Raw genomic sequence first — 19,898 nt, forward strand, 5'->3', positions numbered from 1 at the left:
ATTAGTAATTATGGATTTCATCAACTGTTAAATAATGCGGATTATCTAACGAATTATAAGAAAAGCCGATATCCACCTGACGGCCTTGTTGCTGACAGGCATTGGTTTCAAAATTATTTTGACGGCTATTAAAAGAGATACTTGGGGCAATCACAAAGTGATCATCAAACTCGTAGCTGTGATATGAATCGTCAGCGGGGACCATCACCTCATGCAGTTTTTCGCCGGGGCGAATGCCAATAATATGAGTGCTCAGTTCAGGCGCTAGGGCTTTAGCCAGATCAATGATACGTACGGAAGGAATTTTGGGCACAAAGATTTCGCCACCATGCATCCGTTTAAAATTATCAACGACAAACTGAACGCCTTGCTCAAGAGTGATCCAAAAGCGTGTCATATCAGCATGGGTGATTGGCAGTGATGTTTCACCTCGTTCGATGAGTTTCTTAAAAAACGGAACAACTGAACCACGAGAACCGACTACATTGCCATAGCGTACCACACTAAAACTCGTTTGAATTGCGCCGACCATATTGTTTGCTGCCACAAATAACTTATCGCTGGCAAGCTTGGTTGCTCCATATAAATTAATCGGATTGGCAGCTTTGTCGGTCGATAACGCGATAACTTTATGAACTTGATTGGCTAACGCGGCATGAATGACATTTTCGGCGCCGTTAATGTTGGTTTTTATGCATTCCATGGGGTTGTATTCAGCGGCAGGAACTTGTTTTAACGCCGCGGCATGGATGACATAATCGATGCCGCGCATTGCCTGTGTTAGACGCTCGCGATCACGTACATCCCCAATAAAATAACGCATGCAACTTTGTCCAAACAGCTGTTGCATCTCATATTGTTTGAGCTCGTCGCGTGAATAGATCACGACACGCTTGGGTTGATAATCGGCTAGCAGCTTCTTAACAAATTTCTGGCCAAATGAACCGGTTCCTCCGGTAATTAAAATCTGTTTTCCATTAAACATGTTAGCTGTCCTAAACTCTATAGATGGCTCGATACAGCAAAATGACAATTCTAGCATTATTTAATGCTGATAGGGGTAGCCGAATGCATCGCAGCGAGTCGTATTTGAATGGATATAATAAGCAGATATTATGCCTATTTTTGTAAATATATTAGATATTGATGTAATAATTAGATAAAAAGTGCCAGAACATCGTTTTGTCTCAGTGTTTTGTGCGTATTTTAACCACTATTTGAAAAGTGATGAGGTAACAGCAAGCAATCTTTAGCATACTTGGGCTTAGTAATCCTACTCGAAGTCCTCGTCTGCCTCTTTCCCCATGCTGCGATCAAATTTTTTGGTGGCATGATAGTTTCGTTAGTTGTGTTATATATTATATTGTTGACTCTTTACTTAATAGTGGGCGGGGTGTCAGTATTTTGTCACCATTGTCTTTAGAGGCTTGCTATATTTTGACGCATGACTAAAATTTGGTGTCCTAAAAGGACTAACAATAATTGATTAGTTATTTTCGATCAGAGGCATGGAATGGATTTAAGTTCGACCATCTTAGTTTGCGATGACAACAAACAACGAGCGGAAGCACTAGTGACTGTGCTCAATTTTATCGGAAAGCAAAGCCGTTGCTGCGAGCAACATGAATTATCTGATATCGTTTTATCGACCACCAATCCGATATTGATAGCTAATGGCCAGCTAAATCTATTAGAGCACATTGCGCAGAATTTTCCATTATTGCCATTAATGACGATTGGACACATTGATCAAGAGAATCCAGGGACTGACTATGGCAATTTTTTAGGTTCGCTCAATGAGCCATTTAGCTATGATCAGTTGACCCAATTATTGCATCGTGCGCAGACCTATTTGAGTCAACTGCATCACGATGCACAGACTATCCCGCGTCTATCAGCAGACTTGATAGGTAAATGTGTAGCGATCCAAGATATCCGTCATTTGATCGATCAGGTTGCACATACTCGTGCTAATGTATTGATCTTAGGTGAATCAGGAACAGGTAAAGAGGTGGTTGCTCGAGCCGTTCATGAACAATCTGATCGCAAAGAAGGGCCCTTTGTGCCGATTAATTGCGGCGCTATTCCCGCTGAGTTATTGGAGAGCGAACTCTTTGGCCATGAAAAGGGAGCATTTACTGGTGCTTTTGCTGCGCGTAAAGGTCGTTTCGAGTTAGCCGAAAGTGGCACCTTATTTTTAGATGAGATCGGTGATATGCCGATGCCGATGCAAGTAAAATTGTTACGGGTGATCCAAGAGCGGGTGTTCGAGCGTGTTGGAGGAAACCGTGTGTTACAGGCCAATGTGCGCATTATTGCTGCAACACATCGCAATTTAGAAACAATGATTGCTGATGGTAAATTTCGAGAAGATTTGTTCTATCGCCTGAATGTTTTTCCTATTGAAGTGCCATCATTGCGCGATCGTAGTGATGATATTCCATTGTTATTGCAAGAGTTGGTGACGCGACATCAGCAACAACATGGCGCAGTAATTCGATTCACTCAGCGTAGTGTGGAATCATTAATGTTGCATCGCTGGCCCGGTAATATTCGCGAACTGTCGAATTTGGTGGAACGATTAATCATTTTGCACCCCAATAAAATTATTGATGTGCGGGATCTTCCACCGAAATATCGACATGTTGAAGGTGATGATTTCATGCCCAACATTCAAGATTGTTTATCCGAGCGGGATGCGTTGTTGGCCATCTTTAACGATGAGATTGACGAAAAAGCTGCAGCAGCTGAGCCGCCAGCAGCAGATGCCAGTAATTTAGCCTCTAAACTACCCGATGACGGACTCAACCTTAAAGAAGTACTCAGCGAAATTGAAGTCGATTTAATTCGTCAGGCATTGGAACAGCAAGATGGCGTGGTAGCTCGCGCAGCGGAGCAACTCCACATGCGGCGAACAACTTTAGTGGAAAAAATGAAAAAGTATCAATTAAGTAAAGATTAATTATTTATTTTTCATTAAGTTATGGTTGTTTGATGGTTACAAGATAACTTGGCACACAATTTGATTGTTCTCTGTCAAAGAACAGATTTTTGACACAGGACAGCCATCGTGACCAGAGCATTGATTCGTCAGTCATTTTCAGAACATCAACTCGCACAAGTGTTTGATGTGTTGCCATCTGGGCTGATTCTGTTAGATCAGCGTGGGTTTATTGCTAAAGCAAATCCTGCTGCTGAAACACTTCTCGGCGGAGAATTAGAAGGCGTGCGTTGGTCAAATATTGCACTGGAGCGGTTTGTCCCTAAGGCCGATGATGGTCATGAGCTTTCTTTGCCTGATGGTCGTTTAGTTCAATTGACGCTAGCGACACTTGTTGAATCGGATCGCCAGTTGATTATGTTGACCGATGTGACAGCAACACGTCAACTTCAAGCCAGCCTAGCACGGCTTGAAAAGTTATCTGCGCTAGGGCGAATGGTCGCCTCATTGGCTCATCAAATTCGTACTCCATTATCTGCAGCAATGCTATATGGGTCTAATCTAGCTAATCAAAATTTACCCATTTCATCACGGCAACGTTTTCAAAGTAAAATGATGGCGCGGCTGGTTGATTTAGAAAACCAAGTCAATGATATGTTGCTATTTGCTCGTAATGGCGAACAACCTCTCGCTGAAAAAGTGTCGGTGGTCGCATTATTGAGCCAAATGCAAAGTGCTATGGATGCCAAAATTTTACAGCGACAGCTGCACTTGGAAATTGACTACTGTGAACCGGATGTCTTGATTATGGCTAATACCAACAGTTTGGTATCAGCATTATCTAACTTGCTGGATAATGCCGTACACGCCAGTTGTAAAGATGCCACTATTGGTTTGTACGCACGAACTGACGGTCAATATGTTCAAATTTCAGTCGTTGATGATGGCCCTGGGCTCGATGATGACGTGCGTGAGCATCTGTTTGAACCGTTTGTCACAACCAAGCAAAATGGCACCGGTCTTGGGCTGGCGGTGGTCAAATCAGTAGTGCAGGCGCATAACGGCTCGATTGCCGTTGATTCTCGGCCGGGACAGGGTTGCTGCTTTACAGTGAGTCTTCCTGTGTATCAAGTATGTACTCAATTTCAAGCAGTAGGAGGCTAAGTTAATGAGTCAATCACGAATTTTAGTAGTCGAAGATGATTCAGGTTTACGCGAGGCTCTCATTGATACATTAATGATGGCCGGTTATCAGTGTGAAGAAGCGCAAAGCGGTGAACAAGCGCTGCTGTTACTCGCTGAGCAAGCCATCGATTTGGTCATCAGTGATGTTCAAATGGATGGTATTAGCGGTCTGGATTTGTTGCAAAGTATTAAGGTGAAGTATCCTAAATTGCCAGTGCTATTAATGACCGCTTATGCGCGAATTGATTCAGCTGTTCAAGCCATGCGTCAAGGCGCTATCGATTATATTGCCAAGCCATTTTCCCCTGAAGTACTGCTCAATCAGGTTGGCCGCTATGCGCCTGCCCAAAAAGTGGAAACTTGCCAGCCAGTCTTTGGCGATCCCAGTACTGAAAAACTATTACGCTTGGCCGATAAAGTCGCACAAACAGAAGCCTCAGTGATGATTTGTGGGCCAAGTGGCGCGGGTAAAGAGGTACTCGCTCGTTATATCCATGATAATTCACCACGTTGTGATGAGCCCTTTGTGGCGATCAATTGTGCGGCCATTCCGGAAAATATGCTTGAAGCGACCTTGTTCGGCTATGAAAAAGGCGCATTTACTGGAGCGGTGCAAGGGTGTCCCGGCAAATTTGAACAAGCCCAAAATGGCACGATTTTACTCGATGAAATCAGTGAAATGGAGCTTGCGCTACAAGCAAAATTATTACGAGTATTGCAAGAGCGGGAAGTGGAGCGCTTGGGTAGTCGTAAAATGATTAAACTCAATGTCCGAGTCTTGGCCACCAGTAACCGCAATTTGAAGCAGTATGTTGCGAATGGTGAGTTTCGTGAAGATCTATATTATCGTTTGAATGTTTTCCCATTGACTTGGAAGCCTCTCACGCAGCGTCCCGGTGATATTTTACCATTAGCCAATCATCTATTGAGCAAACATGGGCAATTAGCCGGGCGAGCCGACGTGAGATTAACGTTGGCTGCGCAGCAAAAGCTATTAAGTTATAGTTGGCCGGGTAATGTGCGAGAGCTCGACAATGTGATCCAACGAGCGATTATTCTTGCCGTTGATGAGGTCGATGATAGTCACCTGTTGATTGAAGGTGAACTGACCAGTTCGTCTATCGACGCTGCGACATCAATAGACGTTGTTGAGTCAACTCCGCCGGTACTCGGCAGCGAACTCAAGCAACAGGAAAATCAGATCATCATTGAAATGCTCAAAAACTGTCGTGGCAAACGTAAGGAAGTCGCTGAGCGACTCGGAATTAGTCCCCGGACTCTGCGCTACAAATTAGCGCGAATGCGCGAAGATGGGATTAAATTACCCGCTTAGGTTTAGCATGCGATCAGACTGCATTGGATCAGTCATCTTTTAAAGACAGCAATGTCTGTTCTGGGACTTGAGCCAAGTTACGTGTTTTTGGGGTTTACGATCGCGTGTCAATTTGTGAGTCAGGTAAAAATAGTGATATGAGATTAGGATGACGATGAACTCACGCAAATGCTCATTTGCACTCGATAGTAAGATGATTGGTCAGGGCCACCCCGTATATATTGTCGCTGAGATGTCGACCAATCATGGGGGGGAACTTAGTCGGGCCAAAGAGATTATTCATGCAGCCGCTGAGGCCGGGGCGGATGCGGTGAAGTTGCAGACCTATACCGCTGATACTCTGACCTTTGATTGCAGCGACGAGCACTTTCAGCTTAAAGATGGGCTGTGGGCTGGACAATCCCTTTATGAATTGTATCAACAGGTTGCCATGCCTTGGCAGTGGCATGAACCGCTATTTGTCGAAGCTCAAAAGGTTGGGATTACCCTATTTTCTTCACCGTTTGATTTAAGCGCCGTTGAGCTTCTTGAATCGCTTGATTATCCAGCTTATAAAATTGCTTCTGCAGAGATCATCGATGTTGCATTACTACACGCGGTGGCTGCAACGGGAAAACCAGTCATTATCTCAACGGGAGGGGCCGCACTAGATGACATTCAGCGGGCCGTCACGATCATGGCCGAGCACCATAACTCCAATCTTTGCTTGCTTAAGTGCACGAGCGCGTATCCGGCTCCTTATGAGTCGATGAATTTAAAAACTATCACACATTTAGCCGACTGGGTGGGCTGTCCCGTTGGGTTGTCTGATCATAGCTTAGGTATCAGTGTTCCGGTTGCGGCAGTCGCACTCGGGGCTTGTTTTATCGAAAAGCACTTTATGTTAGATAAATCACTGCCAACAGCTGATCGCGCTTTTTCGCTGGACCCCAGTGAGTTTACTGCGATGGTTCAAGCGGTTCGTCAAACTGAGCAAGCGTTAGGGCAGGTGAGTTATCCACAGCAAACCCAAGCGCAGCGGGCTCTTTATGCAATCGAAGATTTAGCGCAAGGCACAGTGCTAGAGGCCAAGCACCTACGCAGTGCTCGGCCTGGCGGTGGCATTGCCCCTCGGCATCTACCTCACTTGCTTGGTCGCCCATTACGCAGTGCGCTAAGACGTGCTCACCCCCTCCAATGGTCGATGCTTTAAATCATTGGAAGATGGGGCATACTGACATTCTTTATCTTTTGACAAAGTCTTATCATAATCGTAGCGATTAGCTAAGCTCGTCTAGAGAGAGTCGCATGCTGTGTAAGAAGGTCTGAATGAAGTAATTTAACGGTGCGCGCGCTCGCTCTTGAAGCGTTTGTTCGAGTTTCGCTTTGGCCTGTATAAACTCTTGATTTCCTGCAGATAACTCTTCTAAGCATTTTATATAAGCGCACAACACATCAGCATCTTTGACAATATGTTCATAATGCGCATCTTTTTTATGGCTCAGTAGAAATGCATCAAAGTCAACTTGCAACGCTTTTGGCAACAGAGCCAGTAGCCGCTGCTCGGCTTGCGCTTCGAGATCCTTATAGGCATCACGCAGCGCAGTACTTGCATATTTGACTGGGGTTGGCAGATCGCCTGTAAACACCTCGCTGCTGTCGTGATAGAGAGCCATCAAGACAGCATGACCGCTATCGAGTGAGCCATGGAAAAGCCGATTTTCAATAGAAACCAATAAATGCGTTACCATGGCGACCATCAAGCTGTGTTCTGCAACATTTTCACGAAACTGACTGCGCATTAATGGCCAACGTTCAATCAGCTTCATGCGTGCTAGCTGAGCTAAAAAGTGGCTATTTAAAGGCAAGTCAGTCATTGTTTTTAGGCCTGACGATAGCTTGATAAAAAGTGCTCTAAGCGGTCAATCGCATCTTTTAAATCGCGTTGACGCGGCAAAAAGACGACACGGAAGTGATCCGGTTGCGGCCAGTTAAATCCAGTACCTTGGACAATTAATATTTTTTCTTTCATCAACAGATCTAAGGCAAATTGTTGATCGTCATGAATGTTGAATTTTTTTACATCTAATTTAGGGAAGAGGTACATCGCCCCTTGAGGTTTGACACAACTGACACCGGGAATATCGTTGAGCATCTGATAAGCCAGTTCTCGTTGTTCATACAAACGCCCGCCAGGAGCAACTAGATCGTCAATGGTTTGATATCCCCCAAGTGCGGTTTGAATCGCATGTTGCACCGGAACATTGGCGCATAAGCGCATGGATGCCAAAATATCTAAACCAGCAATGAAATCTTTGGCGGCTTGTTTGGCACCACTGACCATCATCCAGCCCGAGCGAAAACCACAGATCCGATAGGCTTTCGATAACCCATTGAATGTCAGTGTTAATAGATCGTCACTTAAGGTCGCCAGTGGAACATGATTCACTTCGTCATAGATGATTTTTGAGTAAATTTCATCAGCAAAAATCACCAAGTTATGTTGGCGAGCGACTTCGACGATTTGCATCAATAACTCGCGGCTGTAAACTGCCCCAGTTGGATTATTGGGGTTAATCACCACAATTCCTTTCGTGCGGGAGGATACTTTCGCTTTGATATCATCAATATCAGGAAACCAACCCGCTTGTTCGTCACAAGTATAATGCACAGCTTTGCCACCGGCTAACGTGACTGCTGCGGTCCAAAGTGGATAATCAGGAGCCGGAACCAGCATTTCATCGCCATTATTGAGGAGCCCTTGGACTGACATCACAATCATTTCACTGACGCCATTGCCAAGATAGATGTCATCGACAGTGACACTGCGTAATCCCATGGCTTGATAATGCTGCATCACTGCTTTTCGAGCTGAATACAGACCCTTTGAATCACTATAGCCTTGTGCTGTCGGAAGATTACGGATCACATCGATGAGGATCTCTTCGGGTGCTTCAAACCCAAATGGGGCTGGATTACCGATGTTTAATTTGAGGATCCGTTGCCCTTCATCTTCTAACCGCTTGGCTTGTTCAAGGACTGGACCGCGGATATCGTAGCAGACGGAATCTAGTTTTGTTGATTTTTCAATTAGCTGCATGATTGTTTCAAATGGTAATATAACTAAACAGGTGAACCCTATTAAGGCGCGATTTAAGGATGCTTGCAAGTCCTTGTCTGAGCTTTAGTAGGAAATCCTAAGTTTGCAGCATAGTTATATAATTATTCGATATATTTAGCATAAAATAATGTATCCATAAGGATTTTTGATTCAATGATAGAACTTAAGCATTTAAAGACGTTACGTTATTTAAGAGAATCTGAAACCTTAGTTGATGCTGCTACGCGGTTATGTTTAACCCAATCGGCCTTGTCTCATCAGCTGAAATCATTAGAGCAGCAGATCGGGGCTCAGCTATTTATTCGTAAAAGCAAGCCGCTGCGTTTTACGATTGCAGGCTTGCGGTTGTTGGAGCTAGCGGATTGCGTATTGCCTGAATTTGAACACGCTGAACGCGATTTAACTCGGTTGGTTTCAGGGCAATCTGGGCGGTTACATTTAGCGATTGAATGCCATAGCTGTTTTAATTGGTTGATGCCGGCAATTGATATCTATCGAGGCTTGTGGCCTGATGTGGCGCTTGATTTTTCATCGGGATTTAGTTTTGAGCCACTGCCTGAACTTGCCCAAGGAAAGCTTGATTTGGTGGTGACCTCAGATCCGCTACCTGAAGTTGGAATTTGTTATCAAGCATTGTTCGCTTATCAGCCGATGCTGGCTGTGGCACCAGAACATCCATTGGCAAGCAAAGATAAAATTGAGCCTGAAGATTTTGCGACGCAAACGCTCATAAGCTATCCGGTTGAAAGTCAGCGGTTGGATCTATTTAATTTGTTTTTGCAACCGGCAGGTGTTCAACCTAGAGCGATTCGACAGGTGGATATGACCATGATGATGATGCAACTGGTCGCGAGTGGTTTAGGTGTGGCTGTGCTGCCAAACTGGGCACTGCATGAATATGTACAAAAAGGTTATGTTGTCGCACGGCATCTTGGGGATGGTCTATTGTGGCAAAATCTTTATTTAGCCATGCGTGAAGAAGAGCAAAACGCCAGCCATTTGCGGGCGTTTATGCAAATTGCTCAGCAAAGCTGTTTTGAGTCTTTAACGGGTATCAAAGCCCCTGAGACTCAGTCCGATATTTTTCCTATGCGTCAATGATTGGCGGCGTTGATGGTATAAATCGCAGAGTCGAAGAGGTTTTTAATCAAGCTGATAAATTCATCTAAAAACTCACACTGCTGCAAAGAGGGGTGTGTGTTCCAAACGCTTGATAAGACCTCTTGTAGATCATTGACGACTGAGTCGCTTTCTCGGATGATGCAAAAGCGAGATTCACTGCTTAATTGCGGATGTTGCTGACAAACCGCCATGACGCTTTGGGCGACTTTATCGGTTGTGTATTCACCAGTAGAAATTTCAACATGGGCAGGACCAGCTTGTTCAAATACTGACAGATTTTCTGTTAGGTATTGAATAAGTTGATTATATCCTTCGCCGTTGGTAACCATGCTCATGCTCCTCATTAATGTCTTTGAGCGCTTTGTCGTTCATTATACTGAAGTAACCTTAATTTACATAATGGCCTATTGTACATCCATCGATGAAACATGATAGCCGTGTTGCAGCTAAGCGATAGTTTACGATCCCTATTCGATTCTCAGTGCTTACCACAATCATGTGTCAGTAGATTGCCCAACCCTTAATGACTAGTCTAATGGATATAGAGTGATCTACAGAACCTTTTTTATGACAAATAGTTGCTATATTTTCAAATAGATCCCTGACGTATCTTCGATCGTTTTTAGGGTCTTTGTGCGTAGTTTGGATTTCAACGCAGTGGGCTAGGCTTAATGAGATGAGTCGCAATTGTGTGAGTACGGCGTCATATGCTCTAATGATTATTAATTTAAACAAAAGCAGACGATTAGAGAATAACTGTCTAAACTCTTAACTAGAAAAAATTGTAACTAGAAAAAATTGGTCGCAGTTACTTTAATGATGGATGAACATAAGTGAGGCGGGTAGATATGGGACGTACAAGTCAAACCGTTATCGATGAAGAAGTTAGTTTCAGTGACGATGAGGAACTAGTTTCAACGACAGATTTGCGTGGTGTAATTACCTATGCCAATGACGCATTTTGCCGAGTAGCCGGTTATAGTTATGAAGAATTGGTTGGTAAAAACCATAATCTTGTTCGCCATCCAGATATGCCTAAAGCGGCATTTAAAGATCTATGGGAAAAGTTAAAAGATGGGCGGCATTGGCGAGGCGCTGTAAAAAATCGTTGCAAAGACGGTCGTTACTACTGGGTGGATGCATTTGTCACACCGATCTACGAAAATAAGCAGCTGGTGGGTTATCAGTCTGTTCGCACGCAGTTACTTCCCGAATATCGTCACCAAGCTGAAACTGTCTACGATAAACTCAATCATAATCGTTCTATTGAAAAGTGGTATGAAGGTGCAATTTTTCGACATATTCTATTTGTTTTATTCTCCATTGGTTTTCTAGTTGCCGCTGCTGAGCATTATTTATTTGCGATCGGTGAGATTGTTTTACCATTTGTAGTTTATTTCCCAGAATTGGTCACTTTACCTCGATATTTTCGTGGATTGCGAGAACGTTATGATAGCCCATCACGCTGGGTTTATTGTGGTAACACGGTTCAAAGTATTAGTGAATTTCATACGTTGATTTATAAAGGAAGATTGCGTACGGCTATTGGCCGCGTGTTAGACAGTGCTCGGCCACTTCATCAAGCAAGTCAAACTTTACTTAGAACGGTTGGGCAGGCTCGAGAGGCTGTTTCTGATCAAAATCAAGAAATGCATCAAGTGTCCACTGCAATGGAAGAGATGGTACAAACCATCCATGATATTGCTGACAATACGCAAAATACCACCGTACAGGTCGATCTCGTCAATCAATTATGTACCGATGCAAGCGAAGGGATGAGCAAAGCTTCAACGCAGATCCAAGCGTTAGCTGATGAGGTATCACGATCGGCTGAAGCGGCCGATGAACTCACCCGTGAGACAGAAAGTATCAGTCATATCATGCAAGAGATCCAAGGCATTGCTGATCAGACGAACTTGCTAGCCTTAAATGCAGCCATTGAGGCGGCGCGTGCCGGTGATCAAGGGCGTGGCTTTGCTGTGGTGGCTGATGAGGTCAGAGCGCTATCGCAACGAACCCACAAAGCCACCGAGCAAATTGAAGTGTCAATTCAGCAGATGAAACACATGGTGCAATCATGGACGCAAAAGATGCGCCAGAGTCAGTCATCGGCAACTGGTTGTGTCAGTTACACACAAGATACCGATGAAGCTGTGCGCGTTGTGGCGGAGCGAGTCCGTCAAATCTCGGATTTGGCGGCGCAAATATCGACCGCTGCAGAGCAACAAAATGTCGTTGCCAAAGAGGTGAATCGTAACATTTCCAATATTAACCAATCTGCTGAGATCAATTTGGCGCAAATTGAGCGTGTGGATCAGATTAGTAATGATGTAGATGAACGTTCTGATAAATTAGCGGCTTTAGCGATGACCTTTGGTGATTAGCGATCAAACTGGGAGGTGAAATACGGTATTGGCTTAAGGCAACTTTTCTGTCTGCTCAATTAAGCTGATGCTTGCTTCGTCGTGTTCATCAAGATAGGCACAGCATAGCAGCACTTCATTTTCATCACAGTATGCGAGTGGTGGCGTAGGGTAGTTAACTTTGCCACTCGTCAGGCGCTTGCGACAAGCGCCGCAAAAGCCGTTTCGACATTGATATTCCACATTGATTCCAACCTGTTCCGCTGCTTCCAACAATGATTGGCCGCAGCGCACAGCGATTGTTCGTTGATTAATTTTTAAAGTAGCCATTAAAGCTCGAAGTCACCTAAATCATCATTGTCGAGCGATGAGTCAATTTGACCGACTAAATAAGAGCTAATTTCGGCCTCTTGTGGAGCAACTTGCACATTATCGGAGACCAGCCAAGTATTAATCCATGGAATAGGGTTCGATTTGGTTGAAAAGATGTTTGGTAAACCTAATGCTTGCATCCGAATATTACTGATGTATTCCACATACTGACAGAGAATATCTTTGTTAAGACCGATCATCGACCCATCTTGGAATAGATATTCTGCCCAAGCTTTCTCTTGTTCCGCTGCTTTTTTAAACAGGGCAAATGAGTCATCCTGACACTCTTTGGCAATCTCTGCCATTTCGGGGTCATCTTTGCCGTCACGCATTAAATTGAGCATGTGCTGCGTACCGGTCAAATGGAGCGCTTCATCCCGCGCAATTAAGCGGATGATTTTAGCATTACCTTCCATTAATTCGCGTTCGGCAAAGGCAAAAGAGCAAGCAAAACTGACATAAAAGCGGATCGCTTCCAGCGCATTGACAGCCATTAGGCAAAGATAGAGTTTTTTCTTCAAAGCCCGTAGGCTCACAGTAACCGACTTTCCTTGCAGCACATGGGTGCCTTCACCATAGAGATTATAGCGTTGGGTGCTTTCAATCAGGTCATCATAGTAACAAGCAATGTCTTCAGCACGCTCTAAGATCCGCCTATTCACCATAATGTCATCGAAAACAACGCCCGGATCTTTAACCACATTGCGAATAATATGGGTATAAGAGCGCGAATGAATGGTTTCACTGAACGACCATGTTTCGATCCATGTTTCTAATTCTGGAATCGAGACCAGTGGTAACAAGGCTACGTTGGGTGAGCGGCCTTGGATACTATCTAGTAGCGTTTGATACTTCAGGTTGCTTAGAAAAATATGCTGTTCGTGAGCTGGCAATTTTTGAAAATCGATGCGATCTCGCGAGACATCCACCTCTTCAGGGCGCCAGAAAAATGAGAGTTGCTTCTCTATCAAACGCTCAAAAATAGGGTGACGCTGTTGATCGTAGCGAGCCACGTTGACGGGCTCGCCAAAAAACATATTTTGTTTAGTCGCATCTAACTGATGCTGTGGAAAAATAGAATAGCTCATTGGGTGTTATCCTAGCTTAAATCTTACATGCCCCACCGGCACAATCATCGTCGCTGATATCTTGTTGTTCATCGGCTGCGCCGTCACGAGTGTTGTGATAGTAAAGCGTTTTGACACCGAATTTGTATGCGGTGAGCAAGTCTTTTAATAAAACTTTCATAGGAACTCGGTTCCCCTCAAAGCGAGACGGGTCATAGTTGGTATTAGCCGAAATAGATTGATCGATAAATTTCTGCATAATGCCCACCAAATGTAAGTAACCGTCATTTGATGGGAGATCCCATAGTAACTCATACTGCCCTTTGAGATTGATTAAATCCGGAACAACTTGTTTAAGGATCCCATCTTTACTGGCTTTAACACTGACATAGCCTCGGGGGGGTTCAATGCCGTTGGTGGCATTGGAGATTTGGCTTGATGTTTCTGATGGCATCAATGCTGATAATGTTGAGTTACGAAGACCATGCGTTTTGATCTCTTCACGTAGTGTTTCCCAATCGTAGTGCAGCTGTTCTTGGCAAATGCTGTCTAAATCACGCTTATAGGTATCAATGGGTAAAATCCCTTGGGCGTAAGTGGTCTCACTAAATGCTGGGCACGCACCGCGTTCTTTCGCTAGATTAAGCGATGCTTTGAGTAACCAATATTGCATGGCTTCAAAGGTTTTGTGAGTTAATGTATTGGCACTGCCATCTGAGTAGCGGACCCCATGTTTGGCCAGGTAGTAGGCGTAGTTAATCACGCCGATGCCTAACGTACGACGATTCATACTGCCTTTTTTCGCTGCCGGTAGCGGGTAGTCTTGATAATCAAGTAAGCTATCGAGAGCTCGCACTGCCAAATCAGCTAATTCTTCAAACTCATCGAGATTTTCAATGGCCCCTAAGTTAAAAGCGGATAGCGTACACAGAGCAATCTCACCATCATCATCATTAACATGCCGCATTGGTTTGGTCGGCAGGGCAATTTCTAAACACAGGTTTGATTGACGAACCGGTGCTTGTTTGGGATCAAATGGGCTGTGTGTATTACAATGATCGACATTTTGAATATAGATCCGCCCTGTTGATGCGCGCTCTTGCATTAGCAATGAAAATAGCTCAGAGGCCTTGATCGTTTTACGACGAATCGATGTATCTTGCTCATATTGAGTATACAAACGCTCAAATTGTTCTTGATCGGCGAAAAACGCATCATACAGTCCAGGGACATCGCTCGGTGAAAACAGCGATAAGTTTTCACCTTTAATCAAACGCTGGTACATCAACTTATTGATTTGCACCCCATAGTCAATATGGCGAACACGGTTTTCTTCGACCCCTCGGTTATTTTTGAGGACCAATAATGACTCGACTTCAAGATGCCAAAATGGGTAGAACAACGTCGCCGCGCCGCCGCGCACACCGCCCTGAGAGCAACATTTGACGGCGGTTTGGAAATGTTTATAAAAAGGAATACATCCCGTATGGAATGCTTCACCATTTCGAATGGTGCTGCCCAACGCCCGAATTCGACCTGCATTGATGCCGATTCCTGCACGTTGTGATACATAGGTGACAATGCTTGATGCGGTGGCATTGATTGACTCGAGGCTATCATCACACTCAATTAATACGCATGAGCTAAACTGGCGCGTAGGCGTACGCACCCCTGACATGATAGGCGTTGGTAATGAAATTTTGAATGTCGATATCGCATCATAGAAACGTTTGATGTAACTCATCCGCTGTGTTTTGTCATAGTGCGAGAACAAGCTGGCTGCGACCAGAATATATAAAAATTGCGCACTTTCGAAAATTTCACCCGTCACTCGGTTTTGTACTAAATACTTGCCTTCTAGCTGTTTGACCGCGGCATAGGAAAAATTCATATCACGCCAGTGGTCAATTATCTCATCCATCTGTGCAAATTCTTCGGCGCTATAGTCACTCAGCAAATGGCTATCATAGTGGCCTAATTCACATTGTTTTTTCACATGATCATATAGTTTGGGTGGCTCAAACTGACCATATGCTTGTTTGCGCAGATGAAAAATAGCTAATCGTGCGGCCAGATATTGGTAGTCAGGGCTCTCTGTGCTAATTAAATCAGCTGCGGCTTTGATGATCGTTTCGTGGATATCATCAGTACGAATGCCATCATAAAACTGGATGTGTGAACGCAGCTCAACCTGTGACACCGACACGTTATCAAGGCCTTCAGCAGCCCAGGTAATAACACGATGTATTTTATCGAGGTTAATAGGCTCCTTAATACCGCTGCGTTTGGTTACCAGAAGATTGGTATTCATAGTTGTAAACCACCTTGTTGGGAATAAGAAAACGGAATGCTTGCACAAGCAATGAACACTATATGTAGTGTTCATTGATGGAAGTAATACAAGATAGTGAGTTTCTTTCAAATATGCAAGGTATGGAGTAGGGGATAGACTGTGGATAAAAGATGTGTGTTAGTGGTTACTGACTTAGTCTCCCTTGTGTGACGTTATCTCTTTTTGCAAACAGCCGTACAAGAAAAAAAATGAAAGAAATTTGTTGCCAAATTGCAATCATTTTGGATCGTTTGAGCTTTATACAAGTTCAGCAGAAATTAACCTATATTAGCTGCGCGCACGTCTCGGCCAGCATCGATATCAATGACATCAATCTATGCGATGAGCGGCTTGGTCAGATGAACCATATAGTTGACGGACACATCTGGGCTGAGGGTATAACTATCAATAAACGGCCAGACTTTTACACCGACTAGATGCTGTGTTTGTAAACCGATAACATCGCACCACCCCAGTAGTTCTGATGGTTTAATAAACTTCTCATGTTGATGGGTGCCGTTGGGTAATAATCGCAGTAACTTCTCGGCCGCGATAATCATCAGTGCATATGATTTAACCGTGCGATTAACTGTGGATAAAAATAGTTGGCCGCCTGGTTTGAGCATATGATAAAGGGCATTTAGTACTTGAGCTGGCTCAGGAACATGTTCGAGCATCTCCATACAAGTAATAACATCGAATGATTGGGCATGGTTCTGTGCAAACGATTCAGCCGACGCGACTTGATAGTTGATAGATAGTTGTGATTCAAGCGCATGTAATTTAGCAACATCAATCTGTGCTTGACCCATATCAAGCCCGGTAACCGTCGCTCCGCGCAGCGCCATACTCTCAGATAAAATCCCGCCCCCACAGCCGACATCTAATACTTGTTTTTCAAATAGCCCTTGGCTGTGGCTTTCAATAAACTCTAATCGAAGAGGGTTGATCTGATGTAATGTCTTGAAATCACCATCTTTATCCCACCACTGGGGAGCCTGAGCGGCAAATTTTTCGATTTCGCGGTGGTCAACATTCTCTTGAGTCATGATATCTCTTATGCGATGAGGAATAGCTCTAGTATAAAGTTCCATGAAACCGTTGACGAATTTTTTCTTACAATTACATCTTCGTAACAAGGTTGGTTAAATTTTATCCAGGTTAAGCTGGATTCTCGCCTTGGTGTAACAATATGCCGTGTTTTGTTTTCCGGCAGTATCGAGTTTGTGGTAAAATTCGCTCTTCGCTGCAGTGTTGCAGATAAGCGTTAAAAAATAGGGATTCTTTCTTCTATGAGCGATCTTGCCAAAGAGATTACGCCGGTAAATATCGAAGATGAGCTAAAAACCTCTTATCTCGATTATGCCATGAGCGTAATTGTCGGCCGGGCATTACCAGATGTCCGTGACGGCTTGAAGCCAGTACATCGACGCGTATTGTTCGCGATGAGCGTACTGGGTAACGATTGGAATAAATCATATAAAAAATCGGCCCGTGTCGTTGGTGATGTGATTGGTAAATATCATCCTCATGGGGACACGGCTGTATACGACACCATTGTTCGAATGGCTCAGCCTTTTTCATTGCGCTATACCTTGGTGGATGGTCAGGGGAACTTCGGATCAGTCGATGGCGACTCCGCTGCGGCGATGCGTTATACCGAGATCCGAATGGCGAAAATTGCTCATTCATTATTAGCTGATCTTGATAAAGAAACGGTCGACTTTGTTCCTAACTACGATGATACCGAGCAGATCCCTGAAGTTCTGCCGACTCGTATCCCAAACTTATTAGTCAATGGATCTTCCGGTATTGCTGTTGGGATGGCAACGAACATCCCACCACACAATTTAACTGAGGTCGTCAACGGCTGCTTGGCGATGATTGACAATCCTGATATTGATGTCGATCAGTTAATGGAGTATATCCCTGGCCCTGATTTTCCGACCTCGGGGATTATTAATGGTCGCGCGGGAATTATTCAGGCTTATCGCACCGGTCGAGGGAAGGTCTCTATCCGTGCTCGCGCGGATATTGATGTTGACTCGCATGGCCGTGAAACCATTATTGTCCATGAGATTCCCTATCAGGTGAATAAAGCGCGCTTGATTGAAAAGATCGCTGAATTAGTTAAAGACAAAAAACTTGAAGGTATTTCCGCATTACGTGATGAATCCGATAAAGATGGAATGCGCATTGTTATCGAGCTCAAACGGGATGCCGTTGGTGAAGTAGTTTTAAACAACCTGTATTCTTTGACACAGATGCAAGTGTCGTTCGGTATGAATATGGTGGCGCTGGATCATTGTCAGCCGCGTCTGTTTAACTTACGGGATATGATCGACTGTTTTATTCGTCATCGCCGTGAAGTGGTGACTCGCAGAACTGTCTATGAACTTCGTAAAGCACGTGACCGGGCCCATGTATTGGAAGGGCTGGCTATTGCGCTTGCTAATATTGACGAAATTATCACCTTGATTCGTCAGTCACCAACTGCCGCGGAAGCGAAAGCTGCATTGATTGCACAGGGTTGGGAACTTGGGGTTGTTGCCGCGATGCTTGAACGTGCCGGTGACGACGGAGCTGCGCGTCCTGAAGGGCTAGATGTTCAGTTTGGTGTGTGTGATGGACTATATCATTTAACGGATGTTCAGGCACAAGCGATTTTGGACTTGCGTCTGCATCGTTTAACGGGCCTTGAACATGACAAGATCTTAGAAGAGTACAAAAATCTGCTCGATCAGATTGCAGAATTGTTATTTATTTTAAGTAATCCAACACGGTTGATGGAAGTTATTCGTGATGAGTTTATTGAAATTCGTGAACAATTTGGGGATGAACGGAAAACTCAAATAAATGCGAATAGTGCTGATTTGAGCATCGAAGATCTGATTAATGAAGAAGATGTGGTTGTCACTTTATCCAATAGTGGTTATGTGAAATATCAACCGCTGACCGACTATGAAGCGCAGCACCGTGGTGGTAAAGGTAAAGCGGCCACGCGGATGAAAGATGAAGATTTCATTGACCAATTATTGATTGCTAATACCCATGATACAGTGTTGTGTTTCTCGAGTGTAGGCAAGGTCTATTGGCTCAAAGTTTACCAACTCCCTCAGGCGAGTCGACAAGCTCGTGGTAAACCGATTGTTAACCTGTTGCCATTGGATGGCAATGAGCGTGTAACGGCTATTTTGCCAGTGCGTGAATATGAAGAAGACAAGTTTATCTTCTTTGCTACCGCGGCAGGGACAGTGAAGAAAACGGCGCTGTCAGCCTTTAAACGCCCTCTATCTAGCGGGATTAAAGCGATCAATCTGAATGATGATGATGCCCTGATTGGTGTCGCATTAACAGATGGTAGCAACGAGATCATGCTCTTTTCTGACGCGGGTAAAGTTGTTCGCTTTAAAGAAGCTGAAGAGTTCCCAGTATTAGATGAGGATGGTCAGCCAGTATTAGATGAGGATGGCCAGGCGCAAGTGACATTCAAAGGCGTTCGCTCGATGGGACGTACCGCGGCAGGTGTGCGAGGGATTAATTTAGAGCACGGACAAAAAGTTGTCTCATTGATTATTCCTCAGGAAAATGCCGATATCTTAACGGCAACCGCGAATGGTTATGGTAAACGCACAGCTCAAAGCGAATATCCAACTAAAGGTCGCGCAACCAAAGGGGTTGTTTCGATAAAAGTCAACGAGCGAAACGGTGCAGTGGTTGGTGCAGTTCAAGTGAAAGTGGATAGCGATCAAAGTGATCCTGAAACTGGCAAACAACTGGTGGCTAAAGGTGATCAGGTGATGCTGATTACCAATGGCGGAACATTGGTGCGCATTCGCGCGAGTGATGTCTCTCGGGTGGGTCGTAATACGCAAGGCGTTCGCTTGATTCGAACCGCTGATGGTGAACAAGTTGTTGCACTACAGCGTATTGACGAAGTCGAAGAAGATGAGCAAGATAGTCCTCTAGATGACGCGATTGTTGTTCCACCTCCGGCAGATGAGCTGCCAGACGGTGAATAAACGATAAAATCGAGCGGCTTCGCGCCGCTCGATTTATTTGTAGCGCTAAGCGAACATACTC

The 19,898-nt window shown here is 44.4% G+C and carries 15 protein-coding genes; 7 read left to right on the forward strand and 8 right to left on the reverse strand.

Going from position 1 to position 19,898, the window contains the following annotated elements:
• Position 1: 1 nt before the first annotated feature.
• The gene (pseB, locus tag ABUE30_RS08360) at positions 2 to 985 is read right to left on the reverse strand and encodes a UDP-N-acetylglucosamine 4,6-dehydratase (inverting) (protein WP_408623294.1); all 984 of its coding nucleotides are present in this window, start codon (positions 983 to 985) and stop codon (positions 2 to 4) included.
• 528 nt (positions 986 to 1,513) lie between these two features.
• Here pseB and ABUE30_RS08365 point away from each other — a divergent pair.
• The 4 genes from ABUE30_RS08365 to pseI all read left to right on the forward strand — a co-directional run bounded on the left by ABUE30_RS08365 (position 1,514) and on the right by pseI (position 6,651).
• A complete protein-coding gene (locus ABUE30_RS08365; protein WP_408623295.1) occupies positions 1,514 to 2,962 on the forward strand; it encodes a sigma-54 dependent transcriptional regulator in 1,449 nt (482 codons plus the stop codon).
• 108 nt (positions 2,963 to 3,070) lie between these two features.
• On the forward strand, positions 3,071 to 4,105 hold the full coding sequence (locus ABUE30_RS08370; RefSeq protein WP_408623296.1) for a sensor histidine kinase: 1,035 nt from the start codon (positions 3,071 to 3,073) through the stop codon (positions 4,103 to 4,105).
• A gap of 4 nt (positions 4,106 to 4,109) precedes the next feature.
• Entirely contained in the window at positions 4,110 to 5,459 is a 1,350-nt protein-coding gene (locus ABUE30_RS08375) for a sigma-54-dependent transcriptional regulator (protein WP_408623297.1), read from the forward strand.
• 154 nt (positions 5,460 to 5,613) lie between these two features.
• On the forward strand, positions 5,614 to 6,651 hold the full coding sequence (gene pseI / locus ABUE30_RS08380; RefSeq protein ID WP_408623298.1) for a pseudaminic acid synthase: 1,038 nt from the start codon (positions 5,614 to 5,616) through the stop codon (positions 6,649 to 6,651).
• Between the two features lie 67 nt (positions 6,652 to 6,718).
• Here pseI and yfbR read toward each other — a convergent pair whose 3' ends face one another.
• Both yfbR and ABUE30_RS08390 read right to left on the reverse strand, forming a co-directional pair.
• Positions 6,719 to 7,315 (reverse strand): 5'-deoxynucleotidase, encoded by a 597-nt coding sequence (yfbR, locus tag ABUE30_RS08385; protein ID WP_408623299.1) that lies wholly within the window; start codon positions 7,313 to 7,315, stop codon positions 6,719 to 6,721.
• A 5-nt stretch (positions 7,316 to 7,320) separates the two neighbouring features.
• Entirely contained in the window at positions 7,321 to 8,538 is a 1,218-nt protein-coding gene (locus tag ABUE30_RS08390) for a pyridoxal phosphate-dependent aminotransferase (protein ID WP_408623300.1), read from the reverse strand.
• A 174-nt stretch (positions 8,539 to 8,712) separates the two neighbouring features.
• Between ABUE30_RS08390 and ABUE30_RS08395 the strand changes: the two genes are divergently transcribed.
• Positions 8,713 to 9,660 (forward strand): LysR family transcriptional regulator, encoded by a 948-nt coding sequence (locus ABUE30_RS08395; protein WP_408623301.1) that lies wholly within the window; start codon positions 8,713 to 8,715, stop codon positions 9,658 to 9,660.
• On the opposite strand, the gene ABUE30_RS08400 is transcribed toward ABUE30_RS08395, so the two are convergent.
• Positions 9,654 to 10,010, reverse strand: a complete 357-nt coding sequence (locus ABUE30_RS08400; protein ID WP_408623302.1) for a DUF3802 family protein — start codon at positions 10,008 to 10,010, stop codon at positions 9,654 to 9,656. The two genes, ABUE30_RS08395 and ABUE30_RS08400, sit on opposite strands and share 7 nt — an antisense overlap.
• Positions 10,011 to 10,529: 519 nt before the next feature.
• On the opposite strand from ABUE30_RS08400, the gene ABUE30_RS08405 reads away from it, so the two are divergent.
• Positions 10,530 to 12,065 carry a methyl-accepting chemotaxis protein gene (locus tag ABUE30_RS08405; RefSeq protein WP_408623303.1) on the forward strand — a complete coding sequence of 512 codons (1,536 nt, stop codon included), beginning with the start codon at positions 10,530 to 10,532 and terminating at the stop codon, positions 12,063 to 12,065.
• 33 nt (positions 12,066 to 12,098) lie between these two features.
• Here the strand turns inward: ABUE30_RS08405 and yfaE are convergent, their stop codons facing one another.
• The 4 genes from yfaE to ubiG form a co-directional block, all read right to left on the reverse strand.
• Complete coding sequence (yfaE, locus tag ABUE30_RS08410; protein WP_408623304.1) at positions 12,099 to 12,374, reverse strand: class I ribonucleotide reductase maintenance protein YfaE; 276 nt, start codon at positions 12,372 to 12,374, stop codon at positions 12,099 to 12,101.
• Entirely contained in the window at positions 12,374 to 13,504 is a 1,131-nt protein-coding gene (gene nrdB / locus ABUE30_RS08415; RefSeq protein WP_408623305.1) for a class Ia ribonucleoside-diphosphate reductase subunit beta, read from the reverse strand. Before nrdB ends, yfaE begins: the two co-directional genes overlap by 1 nt.
• 16 nt (positions 13,505 to 13,520) lie before the next feature.
• A complete protein-coding gene (gene nrdA, locus ABUE30_RS08420) occupies positions 13,521 to 15,794 on the reverse strand; it encodes a class 1a ribonucleoside-diphosphate reductase subunit alpha (protein ID WP_408623306.1) in 2,274 nt (757 codons plus the stop codon).
• A gap of 356 nt (positions 15,795 to 16,150) precedes the next feature.
• The gene (gene ubiG / locus ABUE30_RS08425; protein ID WP_408623307.1) at positions 16,151 to 16,864 is read right to left on the reverse strand and encodes a bifunctional 2-polyprenyl-6-hydroxyphenol methylase/3-demethylubiquinol 3-O-methyltransferase UbiG; all 714 of its coding nucleotides are present in this window, start codon (positions 16,862 to 16,864) and stop codon (positions 16,151 to 16,153) included.
• 243 nt (positions 16,865 to 17,107) lie between these two features.
• Between ubiG and gyrA the strand changes: the two genes are divergently transcribed.
• Positions 17,108 to 19,837: a DNA topoisomerase (ATP-hydrolyzing) subunit A gene (gyrA, locus tag ABUE30_RS08430; protein WP_408623308.1), complete on the forward strand. Its 2,730-nt coding sequence runs from the start codon at positions 17,108 to 17,110 to the stop codon at positions 19,835 to 19,837.
• The last annotated feature ends 61 nt before the right edge of the window (positions 19,838 to 19,898 follow it).

The sequence above is a fragment of the Celerinatantimonas yamalensis genome (genome assembly GCF_046054155.1).
Taxonomy (GTDB): domain Bacteria; phylum Pseudomonadota; class Gammaproteobacteria; order Enterobacterales; family Celerinatantimonadaceae; genus Celerinatantimonas; species Celerinatantimonas yamalensis.